General features: G+C 34.8%; 28 protein-coding genes. 14 read left to right on the top strand and 14 right to left on the bottom strand.

Annotated elements, in window-relative coordinates:
* Positions 1-111 precede the first annotated feature (111 nt).
* The 6 genes from FUA24_RS16900 to FUA24_RS16875 all read left to right on the top strand — a co-directional run bounded on the left by FUA24_RS16900 (position 112) and on the right by FUA24_RS16875 (position 4,233).
* Positions 112-1,083, top strand: coding sequence for a M23 family metallopeptidase (locus tag FUA24_RS16900; protein ID WP_148544223.1), 972 nt, complete (start codon positions 112-114; stop codon positions 1,081-1,083).
* A complete protein-coding gene (locus FUA24_RS16895; protein WP_148544222.1) occupies positions 1,083-1,412 on the top strand; it encodes a MerR family transcriptional regulator in 330 nt (109 codons plus the stop codon). Before FUA24_RS16900 ends, FUA24_RS16895 begins: the two co-directional genes overlap by 1 nt.
* Complete coding sequence (locus FUA24_RS16890) at positions 1,409-2,287, top strand: 3-keto-disaccharide hydrolase (RefSeq protein ID WP_187388310.1); 879 nt, start codon at positions 1,409-1,411, stop codon at positions 2,285-2,287. The genes FUA24_RS16895 and FUA24_RS16890 overlap by 4 nt, the downstream gene beginning before the upstream one ends.
* A gap of 68 nt (positions 2,288-2,355) precedes the next feature.
* Positions 2,356-2,943 carry a LemA family protein gene (locus FUA24_RS16885; RefSeq protein WP_148544220.1) on the top strand — a complete coding sequence of 196 codons (588 nt, stop codon included), beginning with the start codon at positions 2,356-2,358 and terminating at the stop codon, positions 2,941-2,943.
* Positions 2,943-3,380, top strand: coding sequence for a TPM domain-containing protein (locus FUA24_RS16880; protein ID WP_148544219.1), 438 nt, complete (start codon positions 2,943-2,945; stop codon positions 3,378-3,380). Before FUA24_RS16885 ends, FUA24_RS16880 begins: the two co-directional genes overlap by 1 nt.
* A gap of 7 nt (positions 3,381-3,387) precedes the next feature.
* The gene (locus tag FUA24_RS16875; RefSeq protein WP_148544218.1) at positions 3,388-4,233 is read left to right on the top strand and encodes a TPM domain-containing protein; all 846 of its coding nucleotides are present in this window, start codon (positions 3,388-3,390) and stop codon (positions 4,231-4,233) included.
* 3 nt (positions 4,234-4,236) lie between these two features.
* Here the strand turns inward: FUA24_RS16875 and FUA24_RS16870 are convergent, their stop codons facing one another.
* A complete protein-coding gene (locus FUA24_RS16870) occupies positions 4,237-4,854 on the bottom strand; it encodes a hypothetical protein (RefSeq protein WP_148544217.1) in 618 nt (205 codons plus the stop codon).
* Between the two features lies 1 nt (position 4,855).
* Positions 4,856-6,160, bottom strand: a complete 1,305-nt coding sequence (gene der, locus FUA24_RS16865; RefSeq protein ID WP_148544216.1) for a ribosome biogenesis GTPase Der — start codon at positions 6,158-6,160, stop codon at positions 4,856-4,858.
* 160 nt (positions 6,161-6,320) lie between these two features.
* On the opposite strand from der, the gene FUA24_RS16860 reads away from it, so the two are divergent.
* Positions 6,321-6,845, top strand: a complete 525-nt coding sequence (locus FUA24_RS16860; RefSeq protein WP_148544215.1) for a GTP-binding protein — start codon at positions 6,321-6,323, stop codon at positions 6,843-6,845.
* A 201-nt stretch (positions 6,846-7,046) separates the two neighbouring features.
* Here the strand turns inward: FUA24_RS16860 and era are convergent, their stop codons facing one another.
* The 4 genes from era to FUA24_RS16840 form a co-directional block, all read right to left on the bottom strand.
* Positions 7,047-7,931, bottom strand: coding sequence for a GTPase Era (gene era / locus FUA24_RS16855; protein ID WP_148544214.1), 885 nt, complete (start codon positions 7,929-7,931; stop codon positions 7,047-7,049).
* Between the two features lie 127 nt (positions 7,932-8,058).
* Positions 8,059-8,793 carry an FKBP-type peptidyl-prolyl cis-trans isomerase gene (locus tag FUA24_RS26045; RefSeq protein ID WP_148544213.1) on the bottom strand — a complete coding sequence of 245 codons (735 nt, stop codon included), beginning with the start codon at positions 8,791-8,793 and terminating at the stop codon, positions 8,059-8,061.
* 111 nt (positions 8,794-8,904) lie between these two features.
* On the bottom strand, positions 8,905-9,570 hold the full coding sequence (locus FUA24_RS16845) for a bifunctional 4-hydroxy-2-oxoglutarate aldolase/2-dehydro-3-deoxy-phosphogluconate aldolase (RefSeq protein WP_148544212.1): 666 nt from the start codon (positions 9,568-9,570) through the stop codon (positions 8,905-8,907).
* Positions 9,571-9,652: 82 nt separating this feature from the next.
* Positions 9,653-10,699, bottom strand: coding sequence for a sugar kinase (locus FUA24_RS16840; RefSeq protein WP_148544211.1), 1,047 nt, complete (start codon positions 10,697-10,699; stop codon positions 9,653-9,655).
* Between the two features lie 154 nt (positions 10,700-10,853).
* Here FUA24_RS16840 and FUA24_RS16835 point away from each other — a divergent pair, with 154 nt between their 5' ends.
* Entirely contained in the window at positions 10,854-11,882 is a 1,029-nt protein-coding gene (locus FUA24_RS16835) for a LacI family DNA-binding transcriptional regulator (RefSeq protein WP_148544210.1), read from the top strand.
* Between the two features lie 7 nt (positions 11,883-11,889).
* On the opposite strand, the gene FUA24_RS16830 is transcribed toward FUA24_RS16835, so the two are convergent.
* From FUA24_RS16830 to FUA24_RS16815, 4 genes are all read right to left on the bottom strand, one after another.
* Positions 11,890-13,209, bottom strand: coding sequence for a sugar MFS transporter (locus tag FUA24_RS16830; protein WP_148544209.1), 1,320 nt, complete (start codon positions 13,207-13,209; stop codon positions 11,890-11,892).
* A 279-nt stretch (positions 13,210-13,488) separates the two neighbouring features.
* Entirely contained in the window at positions 13,489-13,983 is a 495-nt protein-coding gene (locus tag FUA24_RS16825; protein WP_148544208.1) for a hypothetical protein, read from the bottom strand.
* Positions 13,984-13,989: 6 nt separating this feature from the next.
* A complete protein-coding gene (locus FUA24_RS16820; protein WP_148544207.1) occupies positions 13,990-14,895 on the bottom strand; it encodes a helix-turn-helix domain-containing protein in 906 nt (301 codons plus the stop codon).
* Positions 14,896-14,904: 9 nt separating this feature from the next.
* Complete coding sequence (locus FUA24_RS16815; RefSeq protein WP_148544206.1) at positions 14,905-15,855, bottom strand: SDR family NAD(P)-dependent oxidoreductase; 951 nt, start codon at positions 15,853-15,855, stop codon at positions 14,905-14,907.
* A gap of 380 nt (positions 15,856-16,235) precedes the next feature.
* Here FUA24_RS16815 and FUA24_RS16810 point away from each other — a divergent pair, with 380 nt between their 5' ends.
* A complete protein-coding gene (locus tag FUA24_RS16810) occupies positions 16,236-17,579 on the top strand; it encodes a tyrosine-type recombinase/integrase (protein ID WP_148544205.1) in 1,344 nt (447 codons plus the stop codon).
* An 11-nt stretch (positions 17,580-17,590) separates the two neighbouring features.
* Here the strand turns inward: FUA24_RS16810 and FUA24_RS16805 are convergent, their stop codons facing one another.
* A complete protein-coding gene (locus FUA24_RS16805) occupies positions 17,591-17,821 on the bottom strand; it encodes a helix-turn-helix domain-containing protein (RefSeq protein ID WP_148544204.1) in 231 nt (76 codons plus the stop codon).
* A 475-nt stretch (positions 17,822-18,296) separates the two neighbouring features.
* Between FUA24_RS16805 and FUA24_RS16800 the strand changes: the two genes are divergently transcribed.
* The 5 genes from FUA24_RS16800 (at position 18,297) to FUA24_RS16780 (ending at position 23,042) form a co-directional block, all read left to right on the top strand.
* Entirely contained in the window at positions 18,297-19,637 is a 1,341-nt protein-coding gene (locus tag FUA24_RS16800) for a hypothetical protein (RefSeq protein WP_148544203.1), read from the top strand.
* A complete protein-coding gene (locus tag FUA24_RS16795; protein ID WP_148544202.1) occupies positions 19,637-20,716 on the top strand; it encodes a hypothetical protein in 1,080 nt (359 codons plus the stop codon). Before FUA24_RS16800 ends, FUA24_RS16795 begins: the two co-directional genes overlap by 1 nt.
* Positions 20,717-20,756: 40 nt before the next feature.
* The gene (locus tag FUA24_RS16790) at positions 20,757-21,812 is read left to right on the top strand and encodes an RHS repeat domain-containing protein (protein ID WP_148544201.1); all 1,056 of its coding nucleotides are present in this window, start codon (positions 20,757-20,759) and stop codon (positions 21,810-21,812) included.
* A 72-nt stretch (positions 21,813-21,884) separates the two neighbouring features.
* A complete protein-coding gene (locus FUA24_RS16785) occupies positions 21,885-22,352 on the top strand; it encodes a hypothetical protein (RefSeq protein WP_187388309.1) in 468 nt (155 codons plus the stop codon).
* An 87-nt stretch (positions 22,353-22,439) separates the two neighbouring features.
* Positions 22,440-23,042 (top strand): hypothetical protein, encoded by a 603-nt coding sequence (locus tag FUA24_RS16780; protein WP_148544199.1) that lies wholly within the window; start codon positions 22,440-22,442, stop codon positions 23,040-23,042.
* 1,060 nt (positions 23,043-24,102) lie between these two features.
* On the opposite strand, the gene FUA24_RS16775 is transcribed toward FUA24_RS16780, so the two are convergent.
* From FUA24_RS16775 to FUA24_RS16765, 3 genes are all read right to left on the bottom strand, one after another.
* Entirely contained in the window at positions 24,103-25,209 is a 1,107-nt protein-coding gene (locus FUA24_RS16775; RefSeq protein ID WP_148544198.1) for a hypothetical protein, read from the bottom strand.
* Positions 25,210-25,308: 99 nt separating this feature from the next.
* The gene (locus FUA24_RS16770; protein ID WP_148544197.1) at positions 25,309-25,581 is read right to left on the bottom strand and encodes a hypothetical protein; all 273 of its coding nucleotides are present in this window, start codon (positions 25,579-25,581) and stop codon (positions 25,309-25,311) included.
* Complete coding sequence (locus FUA24_RS16765) at positions 25,574-26,206, bottom strand: nucleotide-binding protein (protein WP_148544196.1); 633 nt, start codon at positions 26,204-26,206, stop codon at positions 25,574-25,576. The genes FUA24_RS16770 and FUA24_RS16765 overlap by 8 nt, the downstream gene beginning before the upstream one ends.
* Between the last annotated feature and the right edge of the window lie 325 nt (positions 26,207-26,531).

The raw sequence follows: 26,531 nt of genomic DNA, 5'->3' as shown, positions 1-26,531 counted from the left end.
TGTTATTAAATTATATAAAATTGCAAAACAATTTATATATTTGGTCGTTAGCATAAAAACTCAAGTTATTCGCTTGAATTTATTCCATGCAAAAATAGTATAAATAACGTAATGAGTAAGGTAAAATATTACTACGATTCAGAATCACTTTCGTACCGTAAAATAGAGCGAAAAAAAAGAACAACTTTTAAGTACATTATGTTGTTCCTATTAACCTCTTTTATATGTGCTTTTGGAATAGTAACAATTGCTGGTAAGTTCATAGAATCTCCTAAAGAAAAAGCTCTGAAAAGAGAACTTCAAAACATGGAATTTCAATATCAGCTTTTAGACATTAAAATGTCTGAAGCAGAAGCTGTTTTAGCTAATGTTGCTGAAAGAGATAACAATTTATACCGTGTATATTTTGAAGCTAACCCAATACCAGATGCCCAACGTAAAGCAGGTTTTGGTGGTATTAACAGATATAAGCAATTTGAAGGGTACGATAATTCTAAACTAATTATTGAAAGTAATAAGCGTTTAGATGTCCTTCAAAAACAAATTGTGGTGCAGTCTAAATCCTTAGATGAAATTGCACTTCTTGCTGAAGAAAAAGAAAAACTATTAGCTTCTATTCCTGCTATTCAACCTGTAAGTAATGAAGATTTAACACGAATGGCCTCTGGTTACGGTATGCGCTCAGACCCTTTTACCAAAGTAAGAAAAATGCATAAGGGAATGGACTTTACAGCTCCTAGAGGCACTCCAGTTTATGCCAGTGGTGATGGCGTAGTTATTAGAGCCGATTCTCGTGCAAGTGGTTATGGTAAGCATATTAGAATTAACCACGGATTTGGCTATGTTAGTCTTTATGCACACTTATACAAATATAATGTTAGAAAGAACCAAAAAGTAAAACGTGGTGATATCATTGGTTTTGTTGGAAGTACTGGGCGTTCGCAAGCCCCACATTTACATTACGAAATAAAAAAAGACGGCGTACATATTAACCCTATAAACTTTTACTACGGAAGTTTAACAGCCGAGGAGTTTAGTAAACTTCTAGAACATGCGTCTATGGAAAACCAATCGTTAGACTAATGCATATAGATTTACCAGAGAGACGTTATTATTCTATTGGTGAAGTTGCCAAAGCCTTTGGAGTAAATACATCTTTAATTCGATTTTGGGAAAAAGAATTTGATATTCTAAAGCCTAAAAAAAATGCTAAAGGTAACCGTAAGTTTACTCCAGAAGACATAAAAAACCTTAAGTTTATTTACCATTTAGTAAAAGAACGAGGCTTTACTTTAGAAGGGGCTAAGATTCATTTAAAAGAAGAAAAAAAGGAAGCTTTAAGTAATTTTGAAATAGTTAGTAAATTGGAAGATATTAAAGAACAGCTATTAAAAATAAAAGAACACCTTTGAAAACGTATTATAAACCATTCCTATTCACCCTCATACTTTCCCTATGCTTGGGGTGCACACAATCCACTGAAGAGTGGCAAAATTTAGTAGACAAAGACCTTTCTCAATGGGATATCTTTTTAGGGATACCTCATAAATCCTCAGGTATTGAAGGCTATGAAACTGTTGAAGATGTTAGAGGAGGACACCCTCCCCTAGGATTAGGAAACAAGAAAAATGTCTTCTCAGTAATAGAAGAAAATGGCGAAGAGGTTATTAAGATTACCGGTGAAATTTTTGGTGCTTTGGTTACTAAAAAAGAATTTGAGAACTACCATTTAACATTTCAGGTAAAATGGGGCGAAAAGAAATGGCCTCCAAGACTAGAAGCCACTAGAAATAACGGTTTACTTTATCATAGCATTGGTGATTTTGGAGCAGGTTTATGGAATACATGGATGACTAGCTTAGAATTTGAAGTTGAAGAAACTAATTTTGGGGATTTTATTACCATTAATGATAAAAATGTAAGAGCTAAATGTCCTGCAACAAAAAGACCCTCAGGAAAACATCATTATGATGAGACGGCTCCACTACACCTTTTCAGTTGGGCTGAAGGTACTGGAAGATGTTTTAAAAGTGATGATTACGAAAAGCCCTTTGGTGAATGGAATACCGTAGAATTAATCGCTTATAAAAACACTAACATCCACATTGTAAATGGCAAAGTCGTTAATGTTGTTTACAACCCCGAGTTTTTTAATGGTGAAAAATGGATACCTATGACAAAGGGGAAACTACAATTTCAATCTGAAGCAGCCGAGACTTTTTATAAAAATGTAAAGCTTAAATCTATTAGTGATTTAAGTGACGGTTATAAAAAGTACTTGAAATAAGTAACATTTTTATAAAATTTGTGTCTCACAAATAAACATTAACATAATTAACTTAAACTAATATTATCATGAAAAAGTTCTTACCATTGATTATTATTGTAATAATTGGACTTTTATTATTCACAAAAGGAAAAGGTTTTTATAATACAGCTATTGAGCATGAAGCTAATGCTAAAACTGCTTGGTCTAATGTTGAAAGTGCCTACCAACGTAGAGCTGATTTAATCCCTAACCTTGTTAATACTGTAAAAGGCTATGCCGCTCATGAAAAAGAAACTTTAGAAGGAGTTATTAAAGCTCGTTCTGAAGCTACAAAAACTACAATTGATGCTAATAACTTAACCCCAGAAACTATGGCACAGTTTCAACAAGCGCAACAAGGTTTAAGTGGAGCTTTATCAAGATTATTATTAACTGTAGAACGTTACCCTGACCTTAAAGCAGACAAAAGCTTTTTAGAATTACAATCTCAATTAGAAGGTACGGAAAACAGAATTAACGTTGAACGAAATAGATATAACGAAAAGGTAAACACTTACGATATTCATATTAAAAAATTCCCTGGTAATTTATTCGCTGGGATGTTTGGACTTGAAGAAATGCCAAGATATAAAAGTGACCCTGGCAGTGAAAAAGCACCTAAAGTAGAGTTTTAATGTCTAAAATTGAGGACTTCTTAACTTCTGCAGAAGAACAAGAGATAGTGAAGGCTATTCAAGAAGCTGAACTTAACACTTCTGGAGAAATACGTGTACATATTGAAAAAACTTCTAATGGAAATGCCGAAAAGCGAGCATTAGAGGTTTTTTATCAACTCAAAATGGAAAACACCAAAGCGCAAAACGGTGTACTTATTTATGTAGCTGTAGAAGACCAAACCTTTGCCATTTACGGAGACAAAGGCATAAATGACTTAGTAGCAACGGACTTCTGGGACACCACCAAAGATGCCATTCAATTACATTTTAAGAAAGGAAATTTTAAGCAAGGATTAGTTGAAGGGGTTCTAAAAGCAGGTCAGGAATTAAAACACCACTTCCCTTATTCAAATGATGATATAGACGAACTTTCTAACGAAATTTCAAAAGGATAAATTCAATATGCAGTTTTCAATAGCAGTTTTCAACAGACGACATTTTAAAATAGAGACGTTAAGGCTCACTCTATTTTTAACTGTATTTTCCGTTTTTAGTTCGTTCGCGCAATTTGACATTCCGGAAAAACCGAAATTACAAACAAGTGTTTACGATTATATTTCTCTTTTACAACCTTCTCAAAAAAGCAATTTAGAGCGTAAACTTGTTCAATATTCAGACACCACTTCAACACAAATAGTAGTTGCAATAATTAGTTCTACTAAGGGGGAGAATATTAATTTTTTAGGTGCACAATGGGGAGAGAAATGGGGCATTGGTCAGGATGGAAAAGATAATGGTATTTTAATTTTGCTGGCCAAAGATGATAGGAAAATTGCTATTAATACAGGTTATGGTGTTGAGCACCTCTTAACGGATGCTATGTCTAAAAGAATTATTGAGCGAGATATAATTCCTTTTTTCAGACAAAACAATTACTACGGCGGGTTAAACAGAGGAGCAGACGCTATTTTTGAAGTTTTAAACGGTGAATACAAAGGCACCAGAAAACAGAAAAATGAATTTCCTATTGGTCTGGTAATTATGCTACTATTTATCTTTTTTATTATTCTAATCTCTATTTCCAAGAATAAACGCGGAGGAGGAGGAAGTGGTGGCAGACGTTCTAATGCTACAGATATACTAGATGCCATTATTTTAAGTAATATGGGACGCAGTAGTTCTTCAAGAAGCGGCTGGGGCAGCTCTGGTGGAGGATGGTCTTCAGGTGGAGGATTCGGAGGCGGCGGCTTCGGTGGTGGTTTTGGAGGTGGAAGCTTTGGAGGTGGTGGAGCCTCGGGAGGCTGGTAACATCTACTCTATGTTATGAATTGCATATAAAATACCTTCTTCTACAACTACTAAATCTGCTTGTATTTGTGTTAACTTAGTTAAAGATGCAACTAAAGGAAACCCCTTAAAATGATAGGATAGCCAATCATCTTGGTCTTGATTTCTATAAAACATATTGTTAAGGCTACCGTCTATATTATCAAAGTCTTTACTGAATAAGTGTTTAACCGTTGTTTCATAAGTTTCTATCTTAGTTATGAATTCTTGTCCAGTAGGTGTATAACCTGTTTCCTTAAAAAATAAACTATCCAAGGTATTGGCATCATCCATTGTTTCATAATCCTGGGGATCTGAAATACTTTCAACCAAAATGAGTTTTAAGGATTCTATGTAATTATCTAATTCAAAAGAAAGAACTCTTAAGCTATCTGTTTTAGACCCAAATTTAGTTTGCGAAGCTGCTATGTACAGAGAATCTAATTCATTATAAGATTGTGCATTGGCCATCTCCAGCCTTTCATTTATAACACTAAAAGTAGTAGTAACTTCATTATTTAAACGCTGCATTAAAGACCAAATGAAGTACGCTCCAACAAAAAATAAAACTACAATTAATATATAAATGTTCTTTTTAGACATCTTATTTTTTTCGCATGTATACGCTTATAGGCACCCCTGTAAAACCGAAATTATCTCTTAACTTATTCTCTAAAAATCGTTTATACGGATCCTTAATATATTGGGGTAAATTACAGAAAAATGCAAACTGAGGTTGTGGTGTTGGCAGTTGCATTATATACTTAATCTTTACAAACTTACCTTTATAAGCAGGTGGTGGATAATGCTCAATTATTGGCAATAACACCTCATTAAGCTCACTTGTTTTAATGCGCTTGCTTCGGTTTTTATACACCTCAACAGCTGTTTCAATGGCCTTATATATACGCTGTTTAGTTAATGCAGAAATAAATATAATTGGCACATCAGTAAACGGTTCTATTTGCTTTCTTATAGCTTTTTCATATTCCTTAACAGATTTGTGGTCTTTCTCAACTAAATCCCATTTATTTACAAGAATTACAATACCCTTTCTATTTCGTTCTGCCAACCAGAAAATATTTTGTACTTGCCCATCAAAACCTCTGTTAGCGTCTAAAACTAATAAACACACATCGGCATGTTCTATTGCTCTAACGCTTCTCATTACTGAATAAAACTCTAAGTCTTCTTTAACTTTAGATTTACGTCTTATTCCAGCCGTATCCACTAAATTAAACTCAAAACCAAATCTGTTATATTTAGTATCTATGGCATCTCGTGTAGTACCAGCAATATCGGTAACAATATATCTGTCTTCACCAATTAATGCATTTATAAAGGAAGATTTACCTGCATTAGGACGACCAACTACAGCAAAACGCGGTAACTCTTCTTCTATAACTTCTTCTTTTTCTGGTAATGCTTCAACTAAGGCATCTAAAAGTTCACCTGTACCACTACCATTTATACTTGCAATAGTGTAATACTCTCCTAAACCTAAGGCATAAAACTCTACAGCATCTTCGGCTCTTTTACCGTTATCTACTTTATTTACGACCAAAAACACCGGTTTGTTTACTTTTCGAAGTAGGTTAGCAACATCTTCATCCATTCCCGTTACACCCGTTTCAACATCTACCATAAAGATTATAGCATCGGCCTCATCAATAGCTAATTCTACTTGCTTATCTATTTCTGCTTCAAAAATATCATCGCTACCTACTACATAACCACCAGTGTCTATAAGAGAAAACTCCCTTCCATTCCAATCACTTTTACCATAATGACGGTCTCTGGTTACACCACTAACAGAATCAACAATAGCCTCTCGTCTTTGAATTAAGCGATTAAAAAAAGTTGATTTACCTACATTTGGTCTTCCTACTATTGCTACAATATTGCTCATAAACTTCTAAAGTGTTTTTAGTTCAAAATGAAACTATTACCGTCCATATTTTGAAACATTTTGCAAAAGTATAAAATTATACTGCTATTAGCTTATGTTTTGCGAACTATTAAAGTTCTAAATAAAAATAGTAATTTAAGGACGGATAAACACCAACTAAATGCCAAAGACCAACGATATAGTTTTAAGACCTCGCTTTAAAAAAGAACTAAATACAAATAATGAAACGCTTTTAAAGGCTTTTGAAAATGCTAAAAATGAGCAATCTGAGTTTATTGTAACGAGAATAGATAATCATGTGTTTATCAAATTCCCAAAAAAGGAGCAACAATTCTGGACTCCTCAATTGCATTTAGAAATTGACGAAATTGAAAAAGACAAGACCTTACTCTACGGTTTGTTTGGCCCTAACCCAACTGTCTGGACCATGTTTATGTTCCTTCACTTTATAGTCGTTTGTTTATTTATAGCTTTTGGTGCTTGGGCTTATTCTAATTGGAAATTGGACACAGACTATATTTTACAAATAAGTTTAATGATTTTAATGATTCTAATTTGGTTTGTATTGTATTTTGCCGGAAGCATTGGCAAAGCTTCTAATAAAAAAGAAATGCATAAGCTTAATGATTTTATGCAGAAAGTATTGAAAGAAAATGTAGGAGACCTTGATATTCATAAGGGTTAGTTCATCTTTTAGTTTTAAGTGCGTCTTGTAGGCTCCTCAAAACTTAGTATCATTAAAAAGAAAAAGTCTTAATTTAGGGCACAATTAAGACTTTCTATAACTAAACTAACTAACTCAAAAGTTTGACAAACTTTGAATGGTACAAATGTATTTTAGTTTTGTAAAGTAATAGTTATCTAAAAAATAAGATAGCGTTAGGTCTTACTTTTGATTGTAACCAAATCGTCTTAATTGATTTTGATTGCTACGCCAGTTCTTATTAACTTTTACATAAAGTTCTAAATGTATTTGCTTTCCAAAGAATTTTTCTAAATCTTTTCTAGCCTCTACACCTACTCGCTTTAAAGCACTTCCTTTGTGGCCTATTATTATGCCTTTCTGAGTATCTCGTTCTACCATAATTACTGAACGAATTCTTATAATCTTTTCATCTTCTAAAAACTCTTCAGTCTCAACCTCAACCGCATATGGAATCTCTTTTTTGTAATGAAGCAATATTTTTTCTCTAATACTTTCGTTTATGAAGAATCGTTCTGGCTTATCTGTTAACTGATCTTTTGGATAAAAGGGAGGTGAGTCTGGAAGTAACTCAACTATTCTGTTAAATACTTCTTTAACGTTGAAACCTTCTAAGGCCGAAATCGGATAAATCTCGGCATTGGGCACTTGTTCTGCCCATAATTGCACTTGTTCTTCTAATTGCTGCTGATCTGATGTATCAATCTTGTTAAGTAGCAATAATACAGGAATTTTAGAATTGGTTATTTTATTGAAAAAAGCTTCGTCCTTAAGGGCTTTTTCTCCTATTTCAACCATATAAACTAAGACATCTGCATCTTCAAATGCGGACTTTACAAAATCCATCATAGATTCTTGTAGTTCGTAAGCAGGCTTTATAATTCCAGGTGTATCACTAAATAATACCTGAAAATCATCGCCATTTACTATTCCTAAAATTCTATGTCTTGTGGTTTGTGCTTTGGAAGTAATAATTGATAGTTTCTCACCAACAAAGGCATTCATTAATGTAGATTTACCAACATTAGGATTCCCTATAATATTTACAAAGCCTGCTCTGTGCGCCATATTCTATACCAATTCAATTTTCAGCAAAGTTACAACCTTTGCGTGGTATTAAAGTCTATATATTAAGAAAACAAAAAAAGCAGGAAGAAAACTTCCTGCTTTTAAATATCGTTTTAAGAAACTCTGATTATTTCTTATCAGCTATCTCTAATAATTCTACTTCAAAAACAAGTGGTGTAAAAGGTTTAATTTTAGCACCAGAACCTCTATGACCATAAGCTAATTCTTGAGGAATAAAGAACTTGTATTTTGATCCTACAGGCATTAATTGTAATCCTTCAGTCCAACCTGGAATAACACCAGCTAAAGAAAAGCTAATTGGCTCACCTCTATCAACAGAGCTATCAAAAACAGTTCCATCGAATAACGTTCCGTGGTAATGCACCTTTACATTATCAGTAGCAGATGGTTTTGCTCCATCACCTTCTTTAAGTACAATATATTGTAAACCACTTTCTGTTGACTGTACACCTTCTTTAGAAATATTTTCAGCCATTAATTTTTCACCCGCAGCTTTATGATCAGCAAACTGTTCTTCAGCTTTTTTCTTAGCCTCCTCTTGTTGCTTTTCCATCATTGCTTGCTGTTGCTTTTGCATATAATTTCTAATGATACCCTGAACTAAAGCTTGGTCTATCTTTATATCTGCTGAATCGATTACATTTTTATAACCTTGGTAAAAAAGATCGTGATCAAATTCTTCTTTAAAAGAACCTTTTACGTTTTGAGCAACTGACATTCCAATTGCATAACTTAAAGAATCAACTTCTGTATTTAAAGGTTTGTTTTGCGCCCCATTTTTGTTACAAGACACTACTAATAAAGCAATTGCAAAAACGCTTAATATCTTTCCTATTTTCATGTTATTTAATTATTTATTTTTCTGTTTTGCGAATTAACGAATTTCTAATCAGAATAAAAAGAAAAGAGCCCCATTATATTGGAGCTCTTTTCTTGAATATTTCTAGATGTTTTATCTAACAGATTTTACTATGGCTAAAGCGTTTTTAACATCCTGCTCTAACTTGACATAATCTTTATTGGCAATAATTTCTTTTGAAATTAATTTAGATCCCATTCCTACACAAGTAACACCAGCATCAAACCATCCTTTAAGATTCTCTTCTGTTGGAGCAACCCCACCAGTTGGCATAATACTTGTCCAAGGTTGAGGACCTTTAATACCTTTTACGAATTGAGGTCCGTAAATGTCACCAGGGAAAAGCTTTACGATTTCACAACCTAGTTCTTCTGCTCTTGTTATTTCAGTTAAAGTTCCACAACCAGGAGACCATAATACCTTCTTACGGTTACAAGCTATTGCTATATCTTCTCTTAATACTGGAGTTACAACAAAGTTAGCTCCTAAAGACATATATAAAGACGCTTGTCCTGCATCTGTTACAGAACCAACACCCATTATCATACCTGGTAACTCTGCTACAGCGTATTTAGTTAACTCACCAAAAACTTCGTGAGCAAAATCACCACGGGCAGTAAACTCCATTAAACGAGCGCCACCATCGTAACATGCTTTTAATACTTTTTTACTTAATTCTATATCGTTGTTAAAAAACAAAGGAATCATCCCTGTTTCTTTCATTGCCTGAGCAACTTCTAATCTTGAAAATTGTGCCATTTTTTTAATGTTTATTCGTTTATTTGTTTAACCCTTGAATTGATTACACAAATCAACGATTAAACGTTTAAACATTTTATAATTATCTAGCAACACGCCCTGAAGCGTCTCCTCCCATTAATTTTTCAACTTCAGAAACAGTAACCAAGTTTGCATCACCTTTAATTGTGTGTTTTAAACAAGATGCAGCAACTGCAAAGTCTAATGCATTTTGGTCATCTTCTGGGTATTTTAATAATCCGTAGATTAAACCTCCCATGAATGAATCTCCTCCACCTACTCTATCAACGATATCAGTTATTTGGTATTGACGTGTTTCATACATTTTAGATCCATCGTATAATACTCCTGCCCAAGTATTGTGAGAAGCAGAAATAGAACCTCTTAATGTAGTAATTACTTTTTTAGCTCTTGGGAACTTTTCCATCATTTGCTTACAAACAGATAAGAAAGCCTCAGCTTTTACATCATGACCATGTTTGTGAACGTCTAATCCCTCTGGGTGAATTCCAAAATGCTTTTCTGCATCTTCTTCATTTCCAAGAACGATATCACAGTAAGACGTTAACTCAGTCATTACTTTTTCTCTATGAGCGTCATCACAATACTTCCAAAGTTTAGCTCTATAGTTTAAGTCTGTAGAAATAGTAACACCTTTAGCACTTGCAGCCTTAACAGCTTCTAAACAAACGTCTGCAGCACCTTGAGAAATTGCAGGCGTAATACCTGTCCAGTGGAACCACTCAACACCTTCAAAAACAGCATCCCAATCAATCATTCCAGATTCAATTTCGGCAATTGCAGAATGTGCTCTGTCATAAACAACTTTACTTCCTCTAGAAACAGCACCAGTTTCTAAAAAGTAAATACCTAAACGGTCTCCACCCCAAACAATCTTATCTACACCAACACCTCTTTTACGCATCTCCATCATAGCACATTCACCGATATCATTTTTTGGTAAACGCGTTACAAAATCAACATCTACTCCGTAGTTAGCTAATGAAACCGCTACGTTAGACTCTCCACCACCATAAATAACATCAAAATTATTTGCCTGTGAAAATCTTAAAAATCCTTGTGGAGCTAATCTTAACATGATTTCTCCAAACGTTACTACTTTACTCATTTTAAATTCTTATTTAAATATTTTTATAGTTTGCTTAAACGTTTAAGCAGTATTCTAAAAATAAATCAAAACCCATTTAAAAGAATTCTGCGCTTTGATTTCTTACACTAAAGCAATATATTTGCTTAAACGTTTAAGCAAATATATAATAAAATTGAGTAAATCAAAAAAAGCCACCATAAAAGATATTGCAAACGTCTTAAACATTTCTCCTGCAGCAGTTTCTAAAGCGCTTCACAACGACTCCAGAATTAGCGAAAAAACTAAAAAAGCGGTTAGGCAAGTTGCTAAAAATCTTAACTACCAACCCAATCATTTAGCCAGTGCTTTACGTATTGGTAAAAGCCATTTGGTTGGATTAATTGTTCCAAGAACAAATAGTAACTTTTTCTCCTCAGTTATTCAAAATATTGAAGAGGTACTAAATAAAGAGGGCTACAATATTATAATTACGCAATCTAATGAATCCTATAAAAAGGAATGTGACAATATAGATACACTTTTATTTACTCAAGTTGATGGTATTATAGCTTCTATGGCTAATGAAACTGTAGATTTAGATTATTACGAAAAAATTAAATCTAAAGGTATTCCATTAATATTATTTGATCGTGGTGAAAATGATTTGAACGTAGACTACATTGGTATTAATGACTACGATAGCAGTCATATGATTGTGGAACATCTTGTAAATCAAGGATGCAAACGTATTGCCCACATTGGCGGTTTTAAGCATACCCGTATTTATAACAACCGCATAAGAGGTTATATTGATGCTTTAAAAAAACACAATCTTCCTTTAGACGATGAACTACTTTTAGAAAGTAATTTAACGACTTTAGACGGTAGAGCAAAAATGCACCAATTACTTCATCTAGAAAATAGACCAGATGCTGTTTATGTTGCAGGTGATTATGCAGCTCTTGGAGCTCTGCAAGTTTTAAATGAACAGCAAATTAAAATGCCTGAGGATATAGCTTTGGTTGGTTTTGGAGATGAACCTTTTACTTCAATGGTTACGCCTTCAATTACCAGTATAAATCAACATAGTGCTGAAATTGGTAAACGTGCTGCTCTAACCTTTTTAGAGCACGCTAAAAAGGACACTATTACGCAAACTTTAAATAAGCAAATTTTAGATGCCGAATTGGTTGTTCGTGAATCTTCGGCGAGAAAAAAGTAAGTTCTTATTACTTTCTACCTAATTTATACCCCCAATAGGCATAGTAAAAAATTATCAAGTAACACGGCAATAAAATCCAATAACCATTATTTGCTGATTCAATCGCAGCAGTGGTTTCTTGAACTCCTGTTGCAATTAATTGCTCTTTTCTAACATCAACAATATTTCCATATAAATAAGGTAAGATAGCGCCTCCCGATATTGCCATTATTAATAATGCCGAAGCTGTCTTGGTAAACTTGCCCAGTCCATCTAAAGCTAAAGGCCAGACTGCTGGCCAAACCAAAGCATTGGCAAACCCTAAGGCAGCTACAAATAATACTGAAGTAAACCCACTAGTAAACACGATACATAAAGACAGTACTATTCCCAACACGGCACTAGCTTTTAAAGCAAATGCTTGCGAAATATATTTAGGAATTAAAAACACCCCTAAGGCATATGTTGCCACCATAGCCATTAATGTAAACAAGGTGAAAAATTTTGCTTTTTCGGCAGGAATGTCCAAGGCTATTCCATAGGCTATAATACTATCTCCTGCTATTACTTCTACACCAACATAAACGAACAGTGCCAAAACTCCTAACCATAAATGTGGAAACTGAAAAATACTCGTTTTAGTTGTTTTACCTTCTTCATTTTCTTTTACCGGAGATTCTTCAACAGCAGGTAACGGAGCCTTTAAAATTAAAGCTCCTAAAAGAAATAAGACAATAGCCATAACAACATAAGGTGTTATTACACTATCTGCCATTGTATTTAGTAGACTTTCTTTTTCAGTAGTACCTACTGTATTTAGTTTTTCTTTTATATCATCTATTCCGGACAATAAAATTGCTCCAAAAATAACAGATCCTAAAGCACCTGCAACTTTATTAGCAATACCCATAATAGCTATACGCTTTGCTCCACTTTCTATAGGCCCCAAAATAGTGATGTAAGGATTTGAAGCAGTTTGTAATAACGTCATACCAGCACCTTGAATAAAAATACCGGATAAAAACATCCAGTAGGTTCTTGCATTTGCCGCTGGAATAAACACCAAAGCCCCAAGCCCCATTATTATTAAACCTAAAGACATACTTTTTCTGTACCCTAATTTACCAATAATGTGAGATGCCGGTAAGGCCATAACTACAAATGAGATGTAAGACGCCGAAGCTACTAAATAGGATTGCGCATCAGTTAACTCATTAATAGTTTTCATAAAAGGTATTAACGCACCGTTTATCCAAGTTACAAACCCGAAAATAAAAAATAAACCTGCTATTATGATAATAGGAACTGTATAATTTGTTTTGGCAGACTCTGTACTTACATTACTCATATTTACACCGAAGCTTTTTGTGGTAGTGCTAAAAATACAGTTTTAGATTGACTATTGAAAAACCAAACCAATTAAAACAAAAAACTCCCACATATTTTTAGTTGGAGTTTCTTTTTAGTAGCGGGAAAAATCGAATTATCGAACTCAAAAACCTTTATAACGGACTTCTTAAAAATTATCGAATTTGCAAAATAGACCTTTAGTTAAATTATCTTTTGTGGTACTATTCAATTCGTGCTACAATAAATCATCTCAGTTAGTTTTCAATTTAATCGCCCCCTATTTAATTGATACCAGTTGCTTGTGATAGGCTTCCATTCTTGCGTGAGCAGTTCCATCAACTAATAAAATAACTATTAGCATGGCAATTGTTGTAATACTAATTGCTCTCCAGGTTGGTATATTAACAAACAAGATCAATAATGTTGCTATTATAATTAAAATTGGAATTACTCTAAATACAACTGAATATTCCTTTAAAGTGCTTTCTGAACGTTCTATTTCAGATTGGTAAAAAGCAGATGCATTATTATTAAAGTCCTTTTCAAATTGTTTAACTCTTTGAATATTTGTGTAGTTAAGGCCGCTACCAATTATTAAAAGCAATATACCCACCACTAACGTTGGAATGATATAAGCTTTTGCTAAATCCGTTTTTCCCAATTGCCAAAATCCAGCACTGGCAACTAAAAATAAAATTGCGAATAGAATAAAGAAACGTGTTGAGAAAACTTCAGCTTTTGCCCATTCTGTGGCTAATTTTAATAGTTCCATTTTAGTTTAGTTTATATTTTTTCTGTATTCAGTTGGACTTATTCCTTCTTTCCTTTTGAATAATCTTGAAAAATAGGGTGGATATTCGAACCCTAATTCATAAGCCACTTCTGAAACACTTTTATTTGGTTGTAATAGTATATTTTTTGCTTCATCTATAAGATGTAAGTGTATATGTTCGGTTGTTGTTTTTCCTGTCTCTTTTTTAAGCGTATCGCTTAAATAACGTTGTGAAACAGACAATTCGTTTGCTACCTGCTCTATCTTCGGAATGCCATTTTCTTGTAGTTTTCCAGATTCAAAATATTCTGTTAAATGCATATTAAACTGCTCTAACAAATCACTAGATATTTCTTTTCTATTTAAAAATTGCCTTTCATAGAAACGATTAGCATATTTTAGTAAAGTGTCCAATTGCGAAATGATTATTTCTTTGCTAAAAGCATCTTGGTTGTTTTGATACTCGATTTCAATATTTTCAACAATGGATTCTATCTGTTTTTCTTCTTTTGGTGAAAGGTGTAATGCTTCGTTGATAGAGTATGAAAAGTAACCGTATTTTTTTATTTGTTGAGACAATTCAGTTCCTTTCAAAAAATCTTCGTGGAAGTTTATTGAAAATCCTTTTTGTTCAAATACTATGCTTTTATCCCATTGTAATACCTGTCTTGGGGAAATAAAGATTAAAGCTCCATTAGTAAAATCGTATTTTGTCCGACCATAGTTTAAGTTACCCGCTATATATTTTTTAAAACTAATGGAATAGCAATCATTTGTAATTGGTGGCGAACTTTCTCTTGGACAAGGTAAATGTCCTTCACCTTTTGAGTTGAATACACTCAACATAGGATGCTCTGGTCTAGGCAACTCCAAATAATCTAAATATGACGATAATGTTTTAAAATGTTGCATATTACAAATTTAGATATTCCATTTTATACCTGTCTCTCTTTCCGAAAGCTCCCACAATCGTTTTGCAACTGCACTATCTTTAGCGTGTGGTTTTATTTCGTGTGCCCCAACTGGACCTACCCAATTGCTTCTTCCTGTTGGTCCGTAAAAACCACTTTGTTCTAAATTTGGTTCTGTTGCACACATTAATTGCGGATAAGCACCTTTTTCAGCTGACTGTGTTAATGGTGATAATTTCATTAGGTTAAAGATGAATTTCATCATAAAACTACCACTTGTGTTTATTAAATTGGTTCTTGAAGAACCAGGATGACACACATAGGCTTTAATATCTATTTTTCCTGCTTCTTTCAATTTATTTTGTAATTCGTACATAGACATTATCTGCGCGAGTTTACTTTGACTGTAAGCATTATTAGGCGTGTAGTCTTTGTCCCAATTCAGATCATCAAATTTTATGGTTTTGATGCCCATATCATACCCCATACTTCCTACTGTTACAATTCGTCCTTTGGATTTTTCAATAAGTGGAAACAATAAAGCTTGTAAAGTCCAATTTCCAAAGTAATTAGTTCCCATTTGACTTTCCCAACCGTCTATAGTTAGTGTTTGTTTAGTTACTTGGGCGATTACCGCATTACAAATAAGCGCATCGATGTGAGGAACTGTTTTTAATATTTCTTGAGCCGCTTTTTTAACTGATGTTTGCTTAGATAAGTCCATTTGAATGTTTGTAACATAAATATTGTTATCCAATTCTTGTTTCAGTTTATCAATGGTGTCTCCTGCTTTTTTAGGGTTTCTATTGAGCATTACCACCTTAGCCCCTTTTGAAAGTAAAATTTTTGTAGCTTCAAATCCTGTTCCGCTTGTAGTTCCAGTTACAACGAATACTTGATCATTCAGATTATCAATTCTATCAGGTGTCCAACCTTTTTTACCAAATTGATTCGCTTCCATTTTCGTCTATTTTTTTATTGAAAATTATAGGACAAAGGTCGGATAGAAGAGTGCTTGTTTCCTTATACGGATTTTCGAATATCGAATACTTTTTGGTAGATTACATATACCGTTTGGCATAAGCTAAAAAAAAAAGCTCCTTGATTTCTCAAGGAGCTTCTCTAGTAGCGGGAACTGGACTCGAACCAGTGACCTTCGGGTTATGAGCCTCACCATGTATGGTGAAAAATGGTTCAATATGAATAAATTTAATTGATTATCAGTATTTTAACCTTCGTAGTGATTTGAAATTATTCATAGTTATTCACTAAAACCTGTACCTATATCGTACCCATTGTCATTATTTTTCCGTATCTTTATGCCAGTAAATATAAGGGATTATGGCGACTATAAAGATTGTACTTCGGAAAAATAAGCAACGAAAAGACGGAAGAATACCGATTGCTTTACGCATTATTCAGGGTAATTCCACACGATATAAGTTTCTAGGGCAGTATATTTTAGAGAAAGATTGGGATGCGGATGCGCGAAAAGCTAAGAAATCTCACCCCAATTCAGGGCGTTTAAATAGCTTACTTCTCAAGGAACTCAAAGAGGCTAATGATGTGATTCTCGATGCAGAAACCACCAATAGAACCATGTCTACGGCACAAATAAAAAACAAGGTGAAGCGTAGCAATAAGCAAGTCTCATTCTTCCAGTTTGGAGCAGAACGACTCAAGCAAAAATATCTTTCCGAAGTTTACTCTGTAGCAAAAGCTGAAAAATCTATCCTGTATAATATTTGGGAGTTTGTGCATCTGGATGAATCACAACCTAAAGAAACCATTATCGAGGCAATTAAAAAACGTCGCAAGGAACGTGTCAGGAATGCCAGAAAATCGGGTCATTCTTTCATGGAGGAAATCAAGCTATTCAGCAAAGACAATAATCTCTATTTTGAAGATATTAATGACCGCTTCATCAATCGGTTTAAAACATTCTGCCGCGCTTATCTTGGTCAGGAGAAAACCCGCACCATCACCAATCAACTGATTTTTGTTCGTACCCTATTCAATAACGCCATGAAAGAAGGGATTGTTGATAGCAAATATTATCCCTTCGCAGGAGACAAAGAAAAAATACGCCTCAGCTCAGGTAATAAAATCGGCTTGGATAAAGAAGAGGTCGAAGCCATTGAAAACCTCAAACTCAGCAAAGGCAAATCGATATGGCACGCAAAAAATGTATGGCTCTTTGCTTATTATTTTGCAGGGATTCGGATATCCGATGTGTTAGAGATGAAATGGAGTGATTTTGTCGGAGATCGTCTATTCTATGAAATGAATAAAAATGAAAAGCCCGTCAGTCTTAAAATCCCTGACAAAGCAAAGAAGATTTTAGCCATGTATAAAAAGAACAAAACCACTGCTTCGGATTTTGTGTTTCCGTTTCTCAAAGATGCAGACACGAATAATCCGTATGATGTCTTTGTTAAAACACGCAATGGCACAAGCCTCCTTAATACGCAACTCAAAAAGATTGCTGAAAAATGCGACATTGAAAAGAACCTGTCGAACCATATTGCACGTCACACATTTGGTAACATTGCAGGGGATAAAATATCACCTATCATGCTGCAAAAGCTCTATCGACACTCAGATTTGAAAACCACGATTAACTATCAGACAAACTTTATCCATAAAGATGCGGATGATGCACTTGATGCAGTGTTAAACTCGTAAATATTAGGTAGCTATTCTATGCCTTTAAAAAATTCCTCTAGGGTTAACCCGTGAATTTCGGCAAGATGAGAGAGTGTTTCTAATTTGTAATTTCTGCCATTTTCCCAACGCCACACACTCTTACTTTCCAAATTATGCTCAATAGCAAATTTGGCATAGCTAGAGTAACCCGCATTAATACGGAGTTGCTTAATGCGTTGTCCAATCGCTTTTTTACGTTTTTCAAAGAGTGTTTCACTCATGAAAACAAAATTGACAGTTACGCATGAAAAAACATACGTCCTGTGCGACCTAAATTTGTAGGATTTTGTATATTGCGAATATTCTTATGAAAAAAAAGGATATAGATAAAAAATGTAGGATGAGTTTTATATTTTTGTTTAGCATAACAACATAAAGAACCCTTAAAAAACAAATTGTTATCGCATAAAATATGAGTTAGTCACCATGAATTGAGGGATTATTACGTGAATGAGATAAGGAACATCTCCCTTTCCTTTCTCTTTCTTGAAGCGATTGACTGAGAATTATTAATAGCTATTTGAAACAAATTAGTGGATTGAGCTAGTCTCTCACAGATATGTATTACTATCTGAACTGTTCAATTCACTACTTGTTTTGCCTATTATGTTTATTATTAAATCGGCACGAAACCTTACCAAAAGTACGGTTTTACCGTACTTTTATATCAGAAAATATCTTTAAATTGATGCCTGTATGAAAATACGTTTTTTCAATAAAACTATGCTTCTCGGATTCTTGTTTATCTGCTCAACAAGTAGTGCACAAACCATTGGGCATATAACACCGAATACCCCAAAACCATTCAAATTTAAGGTAGTGAGTACCAGGGCAAATCCTGTTGTGAATCAGAACTATCAAACCCCCACCTCTCCTTCCATTGCGACACTTAATGGCTCAAATAGACAGCAACAACAACTGAACCAATTTGAAAGGGATCGAAGACTGGTGGCATTACGAGAACAACAGTTAAAGGAGGTTTATAAAGAATTGAGGAGCAGCAATAGAGGTGTGCGATACACCTTCCCTTCCTATGACTCGGATAAGCGCACCACCCATTACTATCAAGCATTCAAACAACTTAATGCCATGAATCCTGATGATTTCTCTATCAAGGATGCCACTTTCATCATTGAAAATGCATTCTATGAAAATCAGAGCGACAAAGACGAATTTGATAAAACCATTTCTAGCATTGCCGGCTTCATAGAAGCCGCAATGAAAGAGCAACAGCTTGACCCCAAAAGCAATCTTTCCAAAAACCTGAGTATATACCAATATATAGCCGATACGCTAACTGTAGGCGATGTGACTCACAAGCCCTACAATTATGATTTCAACGATTATATGGGTAAAGAAAATTGGGATAATATGTTTGTTTCCAAACTGCTTTATCAAGGAAGTGGTCAATGTAATTCCATGCCACGACTCTACATGATATTAGCTGAAGAGATTGGGGCCGAAAGCCATTTGGCTTTTGCGCCCAATCATTCTTTTATCCGTTTCAAAGATCAGATTGGAGAATGGCATAATGCCGAGCTGACAAGCGGCGCAATTATGAGTGACTTTTTAATGTTAAGCTCTGGTTTTATGAAAGCCGAAACCGTACAGAATGGCAACTACATGACAGGGCTTTCCAAACGACAGATAATGGCACAACTACTCAATGATTTAGCATCAGGTTATATCAGCAAATTTGGGCGTGATGAATTTGTGCAAGAGGTCATTGATAAATCATTAGAGTTACATCCAGACGGTATCAACCCAAATATACATCAATTTAATATGAAGCTGGCGCGAATGAGTTTTGTAGCGCAGCAATTGCAAGCAAAGAACCCAGAGCAATTAAAGCCCTACCCTCAAGCAATGCAGCTACTTCAAGAACTGATTGAACAAGATAGAAAACTAAAGAATCTAGGATTTGAGGAAATGCCAAAAGAACGTTATGAGGCATGGCTCAATTCCTTAAAACAGGAAAAAGAAAAGCAGGACAATGAGAAATTCAGTGGACTGAAACGGCAAATAATCAAAGATTAATGAGGAAATATATACATATCGCCATTATCGCATTGGTGCTAATAAGCACTAAAACACATGCTCAGGATTTTCTTTATGATGAAGCCTATAAGAGCATTGATGCGATGCTTAAAGGTGAAAAGCCCTATAGCTTCAAAAATGCAGTATTTGAAGTAGAAAATGCCTATAAACAAGGATTGCTAGACACGACGTATTATTCCTTAGCAATAAAAACTATTGCTCACCTAACAAAATCAGTCATGCAATCTAGAACCTTGAAGGACTACGATTACTCTGACCGTAAAGAAGTAGAAAAATATGCGGCACTCTATACGGTTATGAAGGATAGTATCACCATAAATTTTAAGGATGGACAAAGTAAATGGACAGCTTTTACTTATGATTTTAATGATATTTGGGGTGATGATGACTGGTCGAATATGTTTGTCTCCAAACTGCTCGACACCCATAAAGGCAACTGTCATTCACTACCTTACCTATACAAGATTCTAGCTGAAGAAATTGGAGCAGAAGCACATTTGGCACTTGCACCCAATCATGTTTATATCAAGCATCGTAATCAAAAAGATGGCTGGTATAACACGGAACTAACAAGCGGTTACTTCCCTATTGATGCTTGGATCATGGCAAGTGGTTATGTGCATCTAGACGGTATCAGAAACGGGTTATATATGAAGGCTTTAAACAACAAAGAAAGCCTTGCACTATTACTAGTGGATCTCGCCCAAGGATTTGATAAACGTTTTCCTGAAAATGATGGTTCATTTACTCTGCGATGTGTTGATAAGGCACTCGAATATTACCCCAACTATATCAATGCGCTGTTGCTCCGACTGGAAACGAAAAAGAAACAGTTACAGGAATATGCCAAGAGCAAAGACAAAGAGATTAACGAAATCATGGATGACCAAGACGGAAAAGTGGCTTGGATAGATTTAAACCATCAAGTGAGAAATATCCATGAACTCGGCTACCGTCAAATGCCAAAAGAAATGTATCTAGATTGGCTGGTAACACTCAAAGAAGAACAAGAAAAATATACCAATAAAAAAATAACCACGTTTAATAAACAGAATTAATACCATGAAGCATCTATTAACCATCTTGTTTGTGTTTGCGATGATAGGAGTGCAAGCGCAAAATGACCAAAAGACTGAAACTAAAGAAGAAAGAAAGCAACGTTACATTGACGAAGTAAACCCCTTTAAAAAGTTAGGATATAAGCCTAAAATAGCGACGTTAAGTAAAGGAAAATATCGTGAGGCTTTCCCTGATACTATCGTAAAAATCGGTAGTTTCACATATAACGTGCTATCCAAGCAAGTGACAGGTGTTCAGGTATTTGAAAATCTAGGATTATCAGAAGCAGATTTAAAACCTGAAATCGTGAGTCGTTGGATGTCACCAGACCCGCTAAGTGATGAATTTCCTGATGTTTCACCCTATAATTTTGTAAACAACAACCCTATAAGATTTATAGACCCTCTTGGTTTAGCACCAGAAGATATTATAGGAAAGACAAAAAAGGATGCTGAAAAAGCTCATAATGATCTTAATACAATATTTGCAGGCAACCAATTTACAGACCTGAGAGGTTTACTTACTAGAGGAAAAAATAACAATAAAAAACAATTTGATAAAATTGATGCAAAAGCACTTGAAGGGGCATTATCAGGATTAAAGGGGGATGATTTAGCTCTCGCTGAGGCAGTTACCGACGCTATAAATTCAAACGATCAGCATATAGTCGAGTTTGTAAATGTATCTGATAATGTATCGAAAGAAGGTACAGCTGCATTCAAAAAGCATATTGATAGAACTCTAGGTGCTGGTAAAGGAGATAAATTTGTGCCAGCAGGTACTCAGATGAAAGGGACGTTATTAAATTCAATGTCTGGCGGTGGATTAAACATTCCAGAAAATGGTGGATCACATACGCTTATCGCCGAAGGCAAAGGTGTCTCTCATTCAGGTGGCAGAGCAGTAACAACAGGGCATGAAATTATAGGTCATGGTGTAGCAGGAGCAAATAATATTTTAAAAGTTCCAAACAATACAAGAGCCATTCGCGTTGATAATCTTATACGCCGTGTAATGGGTATTAAGACATTTAGAACGCAACACGGCGGAGCAACCATAGTTAAACCGCACCAGTTACCAAGAAGAATAAAATAAACACATATGAAAAGATATATTTTATTAATTATATTTTCTATCTCGCTTTATGGATGTGGGCAGTCTCAAAACTTGACTGATCTAGATAAGATGGCGAGAAAGAAAGCAGAAATTATCCTTAACGACACTAAAGTTTCAAAACAAATAGAAGGTAAGCCTTATATGCTATTTTCGATTAAAAATCACTGGTATATGATTGTTATTCAAAATGGTGAATTGATAAAAGAGCTTTACGTAACCTTAAAACCTTCAGATGAAGTTGTTTTAGCCATGAGTAAAGATTTAAAGAAACCAACAAAAGAGCTAATTGGAGGATTTGATAAAAATAAGTATCATAAAGATTTCATCACTCTGAACTCAGATTTCTATAAAGACGGATATGAGATTTCCAATGGCAATCCTACATATTTCTTTTTTGCTGACAAAGAGGGCAATAAATACGGTGAATCTAAATTAACGGCATTAATAAAGCCAAATCCTATTGATTCTGAACTATACACTTACCTATTAACCAGCACTTTAAAAAACATTAGTGATTAGCAATTTATAACGTTTTAGATAGACAAGTAGCCAATGGAGGTTTGAAAAAAAAACCTAGCAAAGCATTTTGTTGAAGTTCAAAATAAGATGAGATATAGAATTTTAACCATAGCGTTTCTTAGCCTTATCGTTTTTGGATGTAAATCAAAAGACGAAGAAAAAGGCAAGGTTGCTGACCACCCTAAAATCATCGTTGAGCAAGAAAAACCACCTCAAAAAACAATTGCTTTAGGCGATGGTTTAGAGGCAAAATTGCAAGCGTTGATTTTAGAATATGCAAAGGAATATCCTATCAAGAAAATAAGCGATAACGAAAAAGCCGTTCATCAATCCTACTATGTGAGTTTCTTCACAGTAAATGGCGAGTCTATGCTTGCCATTTGTAGGCAGTCATTTGTGTTTGAGCTATTTCCAGACTTCGCATTTTCAAATGAAAATATGCCAAACAAAAAGCCAACTCCAAAAGGTATTTTGAAAGGTTCAGACTTGCCCGTTATCATTTTTGATACGGATGAGAATATTGGTAGTCCGTTTTATGATGTCGCTCATTTAAACTCAGAAATACCAAACAAATATTACGCAGAAGAAGAGGTTTCACATGACAACTCAATACCGCCCATTTTCACCTATAAAATTGACGATAGCGAGTTTCAACTGGCGGGCAGATCCAAAAGTCAGCGCATAGATTAATAAAAGTAAACGGGCTATGATGATTTGGTGAGTTCCCCCAAATCTTACCAAACTAACCTTGCGCGTGGATTCTGTGGTATTTTTATAGCGTTCGGGAAGATAAGCGTTAAGTAAAAATACCATAGGGCGCATCTTATCTATGGTTAAATGGTGAACGGAGGTTAAAACTATCACTTTCACTGACTGAAGATCAGAACTACCACCCACACCATTCTATGATTACCGCAAATATCGAAACCCCTATCAAACTTCACAGAAAAATATCTTAGCAAAAAAGTCGTTTTTAAGGGGCACTGAGAGGCATAAATAATAATCATGTACCTTGGCATACATTTTACTTTTCACCTCACTCAGCAACTAGCTCTGTAAAGAATAGAAGCATTCCAAACTTCGCCACACTTTTGATCTATTCTTGCTAAGCCTTTGCGATGTTTCCGCAGATTCAATGATAGTAAATGATACTGGATAAAACCACAAACTATATTTAATATCTTGTGAGCGATAAGCGAACGCATTTTAGGCATTGCGAAGTATGAGCAATGGGCGTAGGTCGGTTAGTCGTGTGCGAAGTCACACCAGTTAATATCTTATGGCTATGCAAAGCATAGTCATTCCTTATTTACTTACCCGATGAATAAGAATTCACTCCAATGTATGAAAGTCTCCGTTCTTACTTTTCCACAGAGTAGATAATACACATACGGTTAAAGAAGGATAAACATAGGATAAAAGGATAGAGAAGGTATAATAGGTGTTAAGTTAAGATTGTGTGCGGTATGTAGCTTTTTGAACTGCGAGATTTAATCACCACTTTAAGTGTAAGTGCGGAGCTGAATCACCAACTTATTTCAAATCCGCGAAGCTAAATCACCATTTATTTGTTAAAACGCGGAGCTGAATCACCATTAGCGCGAAGCTGAATTACCACCTTATCTGTGGATAAACTGTTAAGTGCGAGGCTAAATCACCAACTTATTTCAAATCCGCGAAGCTAAATCACCATTTCCCGCGAGCTTTAGTCACCATTTTAGACTATAAACCGCGAAGCTAAATCACCATCTCATTTGAAATATCCGCTTTTAGCAGCTCGCTCAGTAATGATCGCTTTTCGTTTATTGGCCGCCTTCATTTCGCTTATAAAATCCGTTGACGGATGGAGATCATATTTTGCATCTATGATTCTATTTGTCCGTTCGGGGTCATACATGATTTTTGCATCATAATCACGGATTGAATTCTTTTTCCTTAGTTCTTTTAGAGCCGTTTCAATAGCTGATAGCGAATCCCTGAATCGCCCTTCTGTACTCACAAGACCACTGTCGCGTATGATTGTAGTGGCTTTAATATTATAAGAATTTGTCCAGTCGGCGTTAGTGTAGTAATGAGACAGTTTTTTATGTAACCACCTTGCTAATAAGCCTTTCAGTTTCATGTGCGTATCGTAATCAAACTGACGGTGAGTAATACGGTCAACACTTTGTGTTACTAAAGGGTGGAATTGAACATAACAATAGGCATCTGTAGGATTATCGAGCCAATCTTTTCTACTAGAAATAAGTAGTACAGGAAATACATTTGACTTTACTATAGCTTCACCATCCGATGTTTTTACCTCCATATTTACCTCATTGCATATGTTTAAGGCTTCTATAAGGCTGTCATGGTGAATATCATGCCCCCTACTTTTTAGCTCCGCTCGAAGTTGTCTAAGTGTAAAGCGCACACCAGCACGATCATCTAGATATATTCCTTGATTATCTGCCGCAATTTTCCTGAGAGCTTCTTCCACGAACTCTTCTCGCTCAGTAAGATAATAATCAATTTCAGTTCCATCTTTGCTCTCTATACGAGCTGGTTTCATAGTTGCAATGTATTCTTGTACTTTGTTAGTCTGCGGGGTCTTATAATGGAATTTACGTTTCAGAGAAGGTAAATAGCCATTTTTTGTTTTTTCATCCACAGTGCGCATTTTATTTACGCTTCTGGATGCCATATATTTCGGAATAGAATCATACAATTCTATCGTGTTAGAGTATTTACCACTATCTGGCAGGAAGGTTTGAAACAATGACATCTGGAAGTTTTCAGCTTTTTCCAGCTCCCTATTTTGTCCCTTAATATCCTTTCCTTTAACTTTCTCTCTTTTGGTTTTTACAATTGTACCCATAATCATTAACCATAGTATTATTCATATAAATTGCAATTATCCTCTGCAAAAAAGTCACAGGAATTTAGAAACCGCGAAGCTGAATCACCACATTTACGTTCAATTTAACACTTTCATTCCATATTTTTCCAAAAGCAATTCAATAGCTTCTTCATATAAATGTGTAGATCTTACTCCGTTCTTCTTTTGCTTACTAACTAATTCTTGAAGAGTAAACCAATGCTTATCCTGAATAGAAATTGGTCTTTGCTGTCTTGGAGGCTCTCTATATACTTTTACCATTACTGGAGCTTTACCATTTGGAACAACCCCTTCCTTGTTTAAATCATCAGCCTTATTTTCTTCTTCATTCATCCAATCTACTTCAGACATTTTCAAGCTCCTCTCTTTCTTTTTTTACTTCTTGTTGAATATTAGACTTTCCTTTTAAAACCAGCTTTAAAAGCTCACTCATTTCTTGCCTTCTATCATTTACCTTATAAGCAGTATCAAGTTTAGAGTCATAAATTGTTCTCAATTCTTCTGATGCCCTACTAAATACCCCGCTAGAATTTATTATAAATGCTCCTTTAGACCGCATACGTTCTGCTATTCTTCTCTCACTTGGGCGATTCCCCACCACATTTGTTACAATTGAAATCACTTCTTTACCTTGCTCTTTTGCCTTTTTATATGCTGTAATGTAAGCCATATACTGGTCTCTTTTGGGCTGAACAGGCATGACTATCAATTTCGACTTAGGGACTTCCCAATCACTTGCTTGATGGTCAACAAAAACTATTGTTTCTTCTGGTTTTTGCATTGGAGGTTGTTCAAAGACTTTAAAATTTAAGTTGCCCCCTCTATAGTAACTAATTGATGTTCCTTGTGGGTCTTGATCGATAACTATCGATTTCTTTCCATCTTCAATACATGCTGCTGCTAAATTAAGAGCGAGAAGTGATTTCCCCTGTCCTCCTTTTGGACACCATATACTTACTAATTTTGATTCTGACATTTAATACATCCTTATATCAATAATAACTGAGTTAATTTTATTCCTATTATTATTGATTATCCAGCAACATTATAATTATCACATACATATATGGCAAATAACTAAGTTGCAGTTACTTATTTGTTACTTGTTCATATAGCATATACCTATGTACCATATACTTAGCTAACATTTATTAATTTAACATATATCTAATTAGTAATTACCAACTACATATATCTCATATACACACTTGTTAATTACTTAATTAGCATCTTCTTATTTATAATTTATCTATTTCCTATATAAACATCTAGCATGTATTTATATTAAATATACTATATGA

The sequence above is a fragment of the Seonamhaeicola marinus genome, from assembly GCF_008085455.1.
This window is presented reverse-complemented; position numbering and strand designations above follow the sequence as displayed.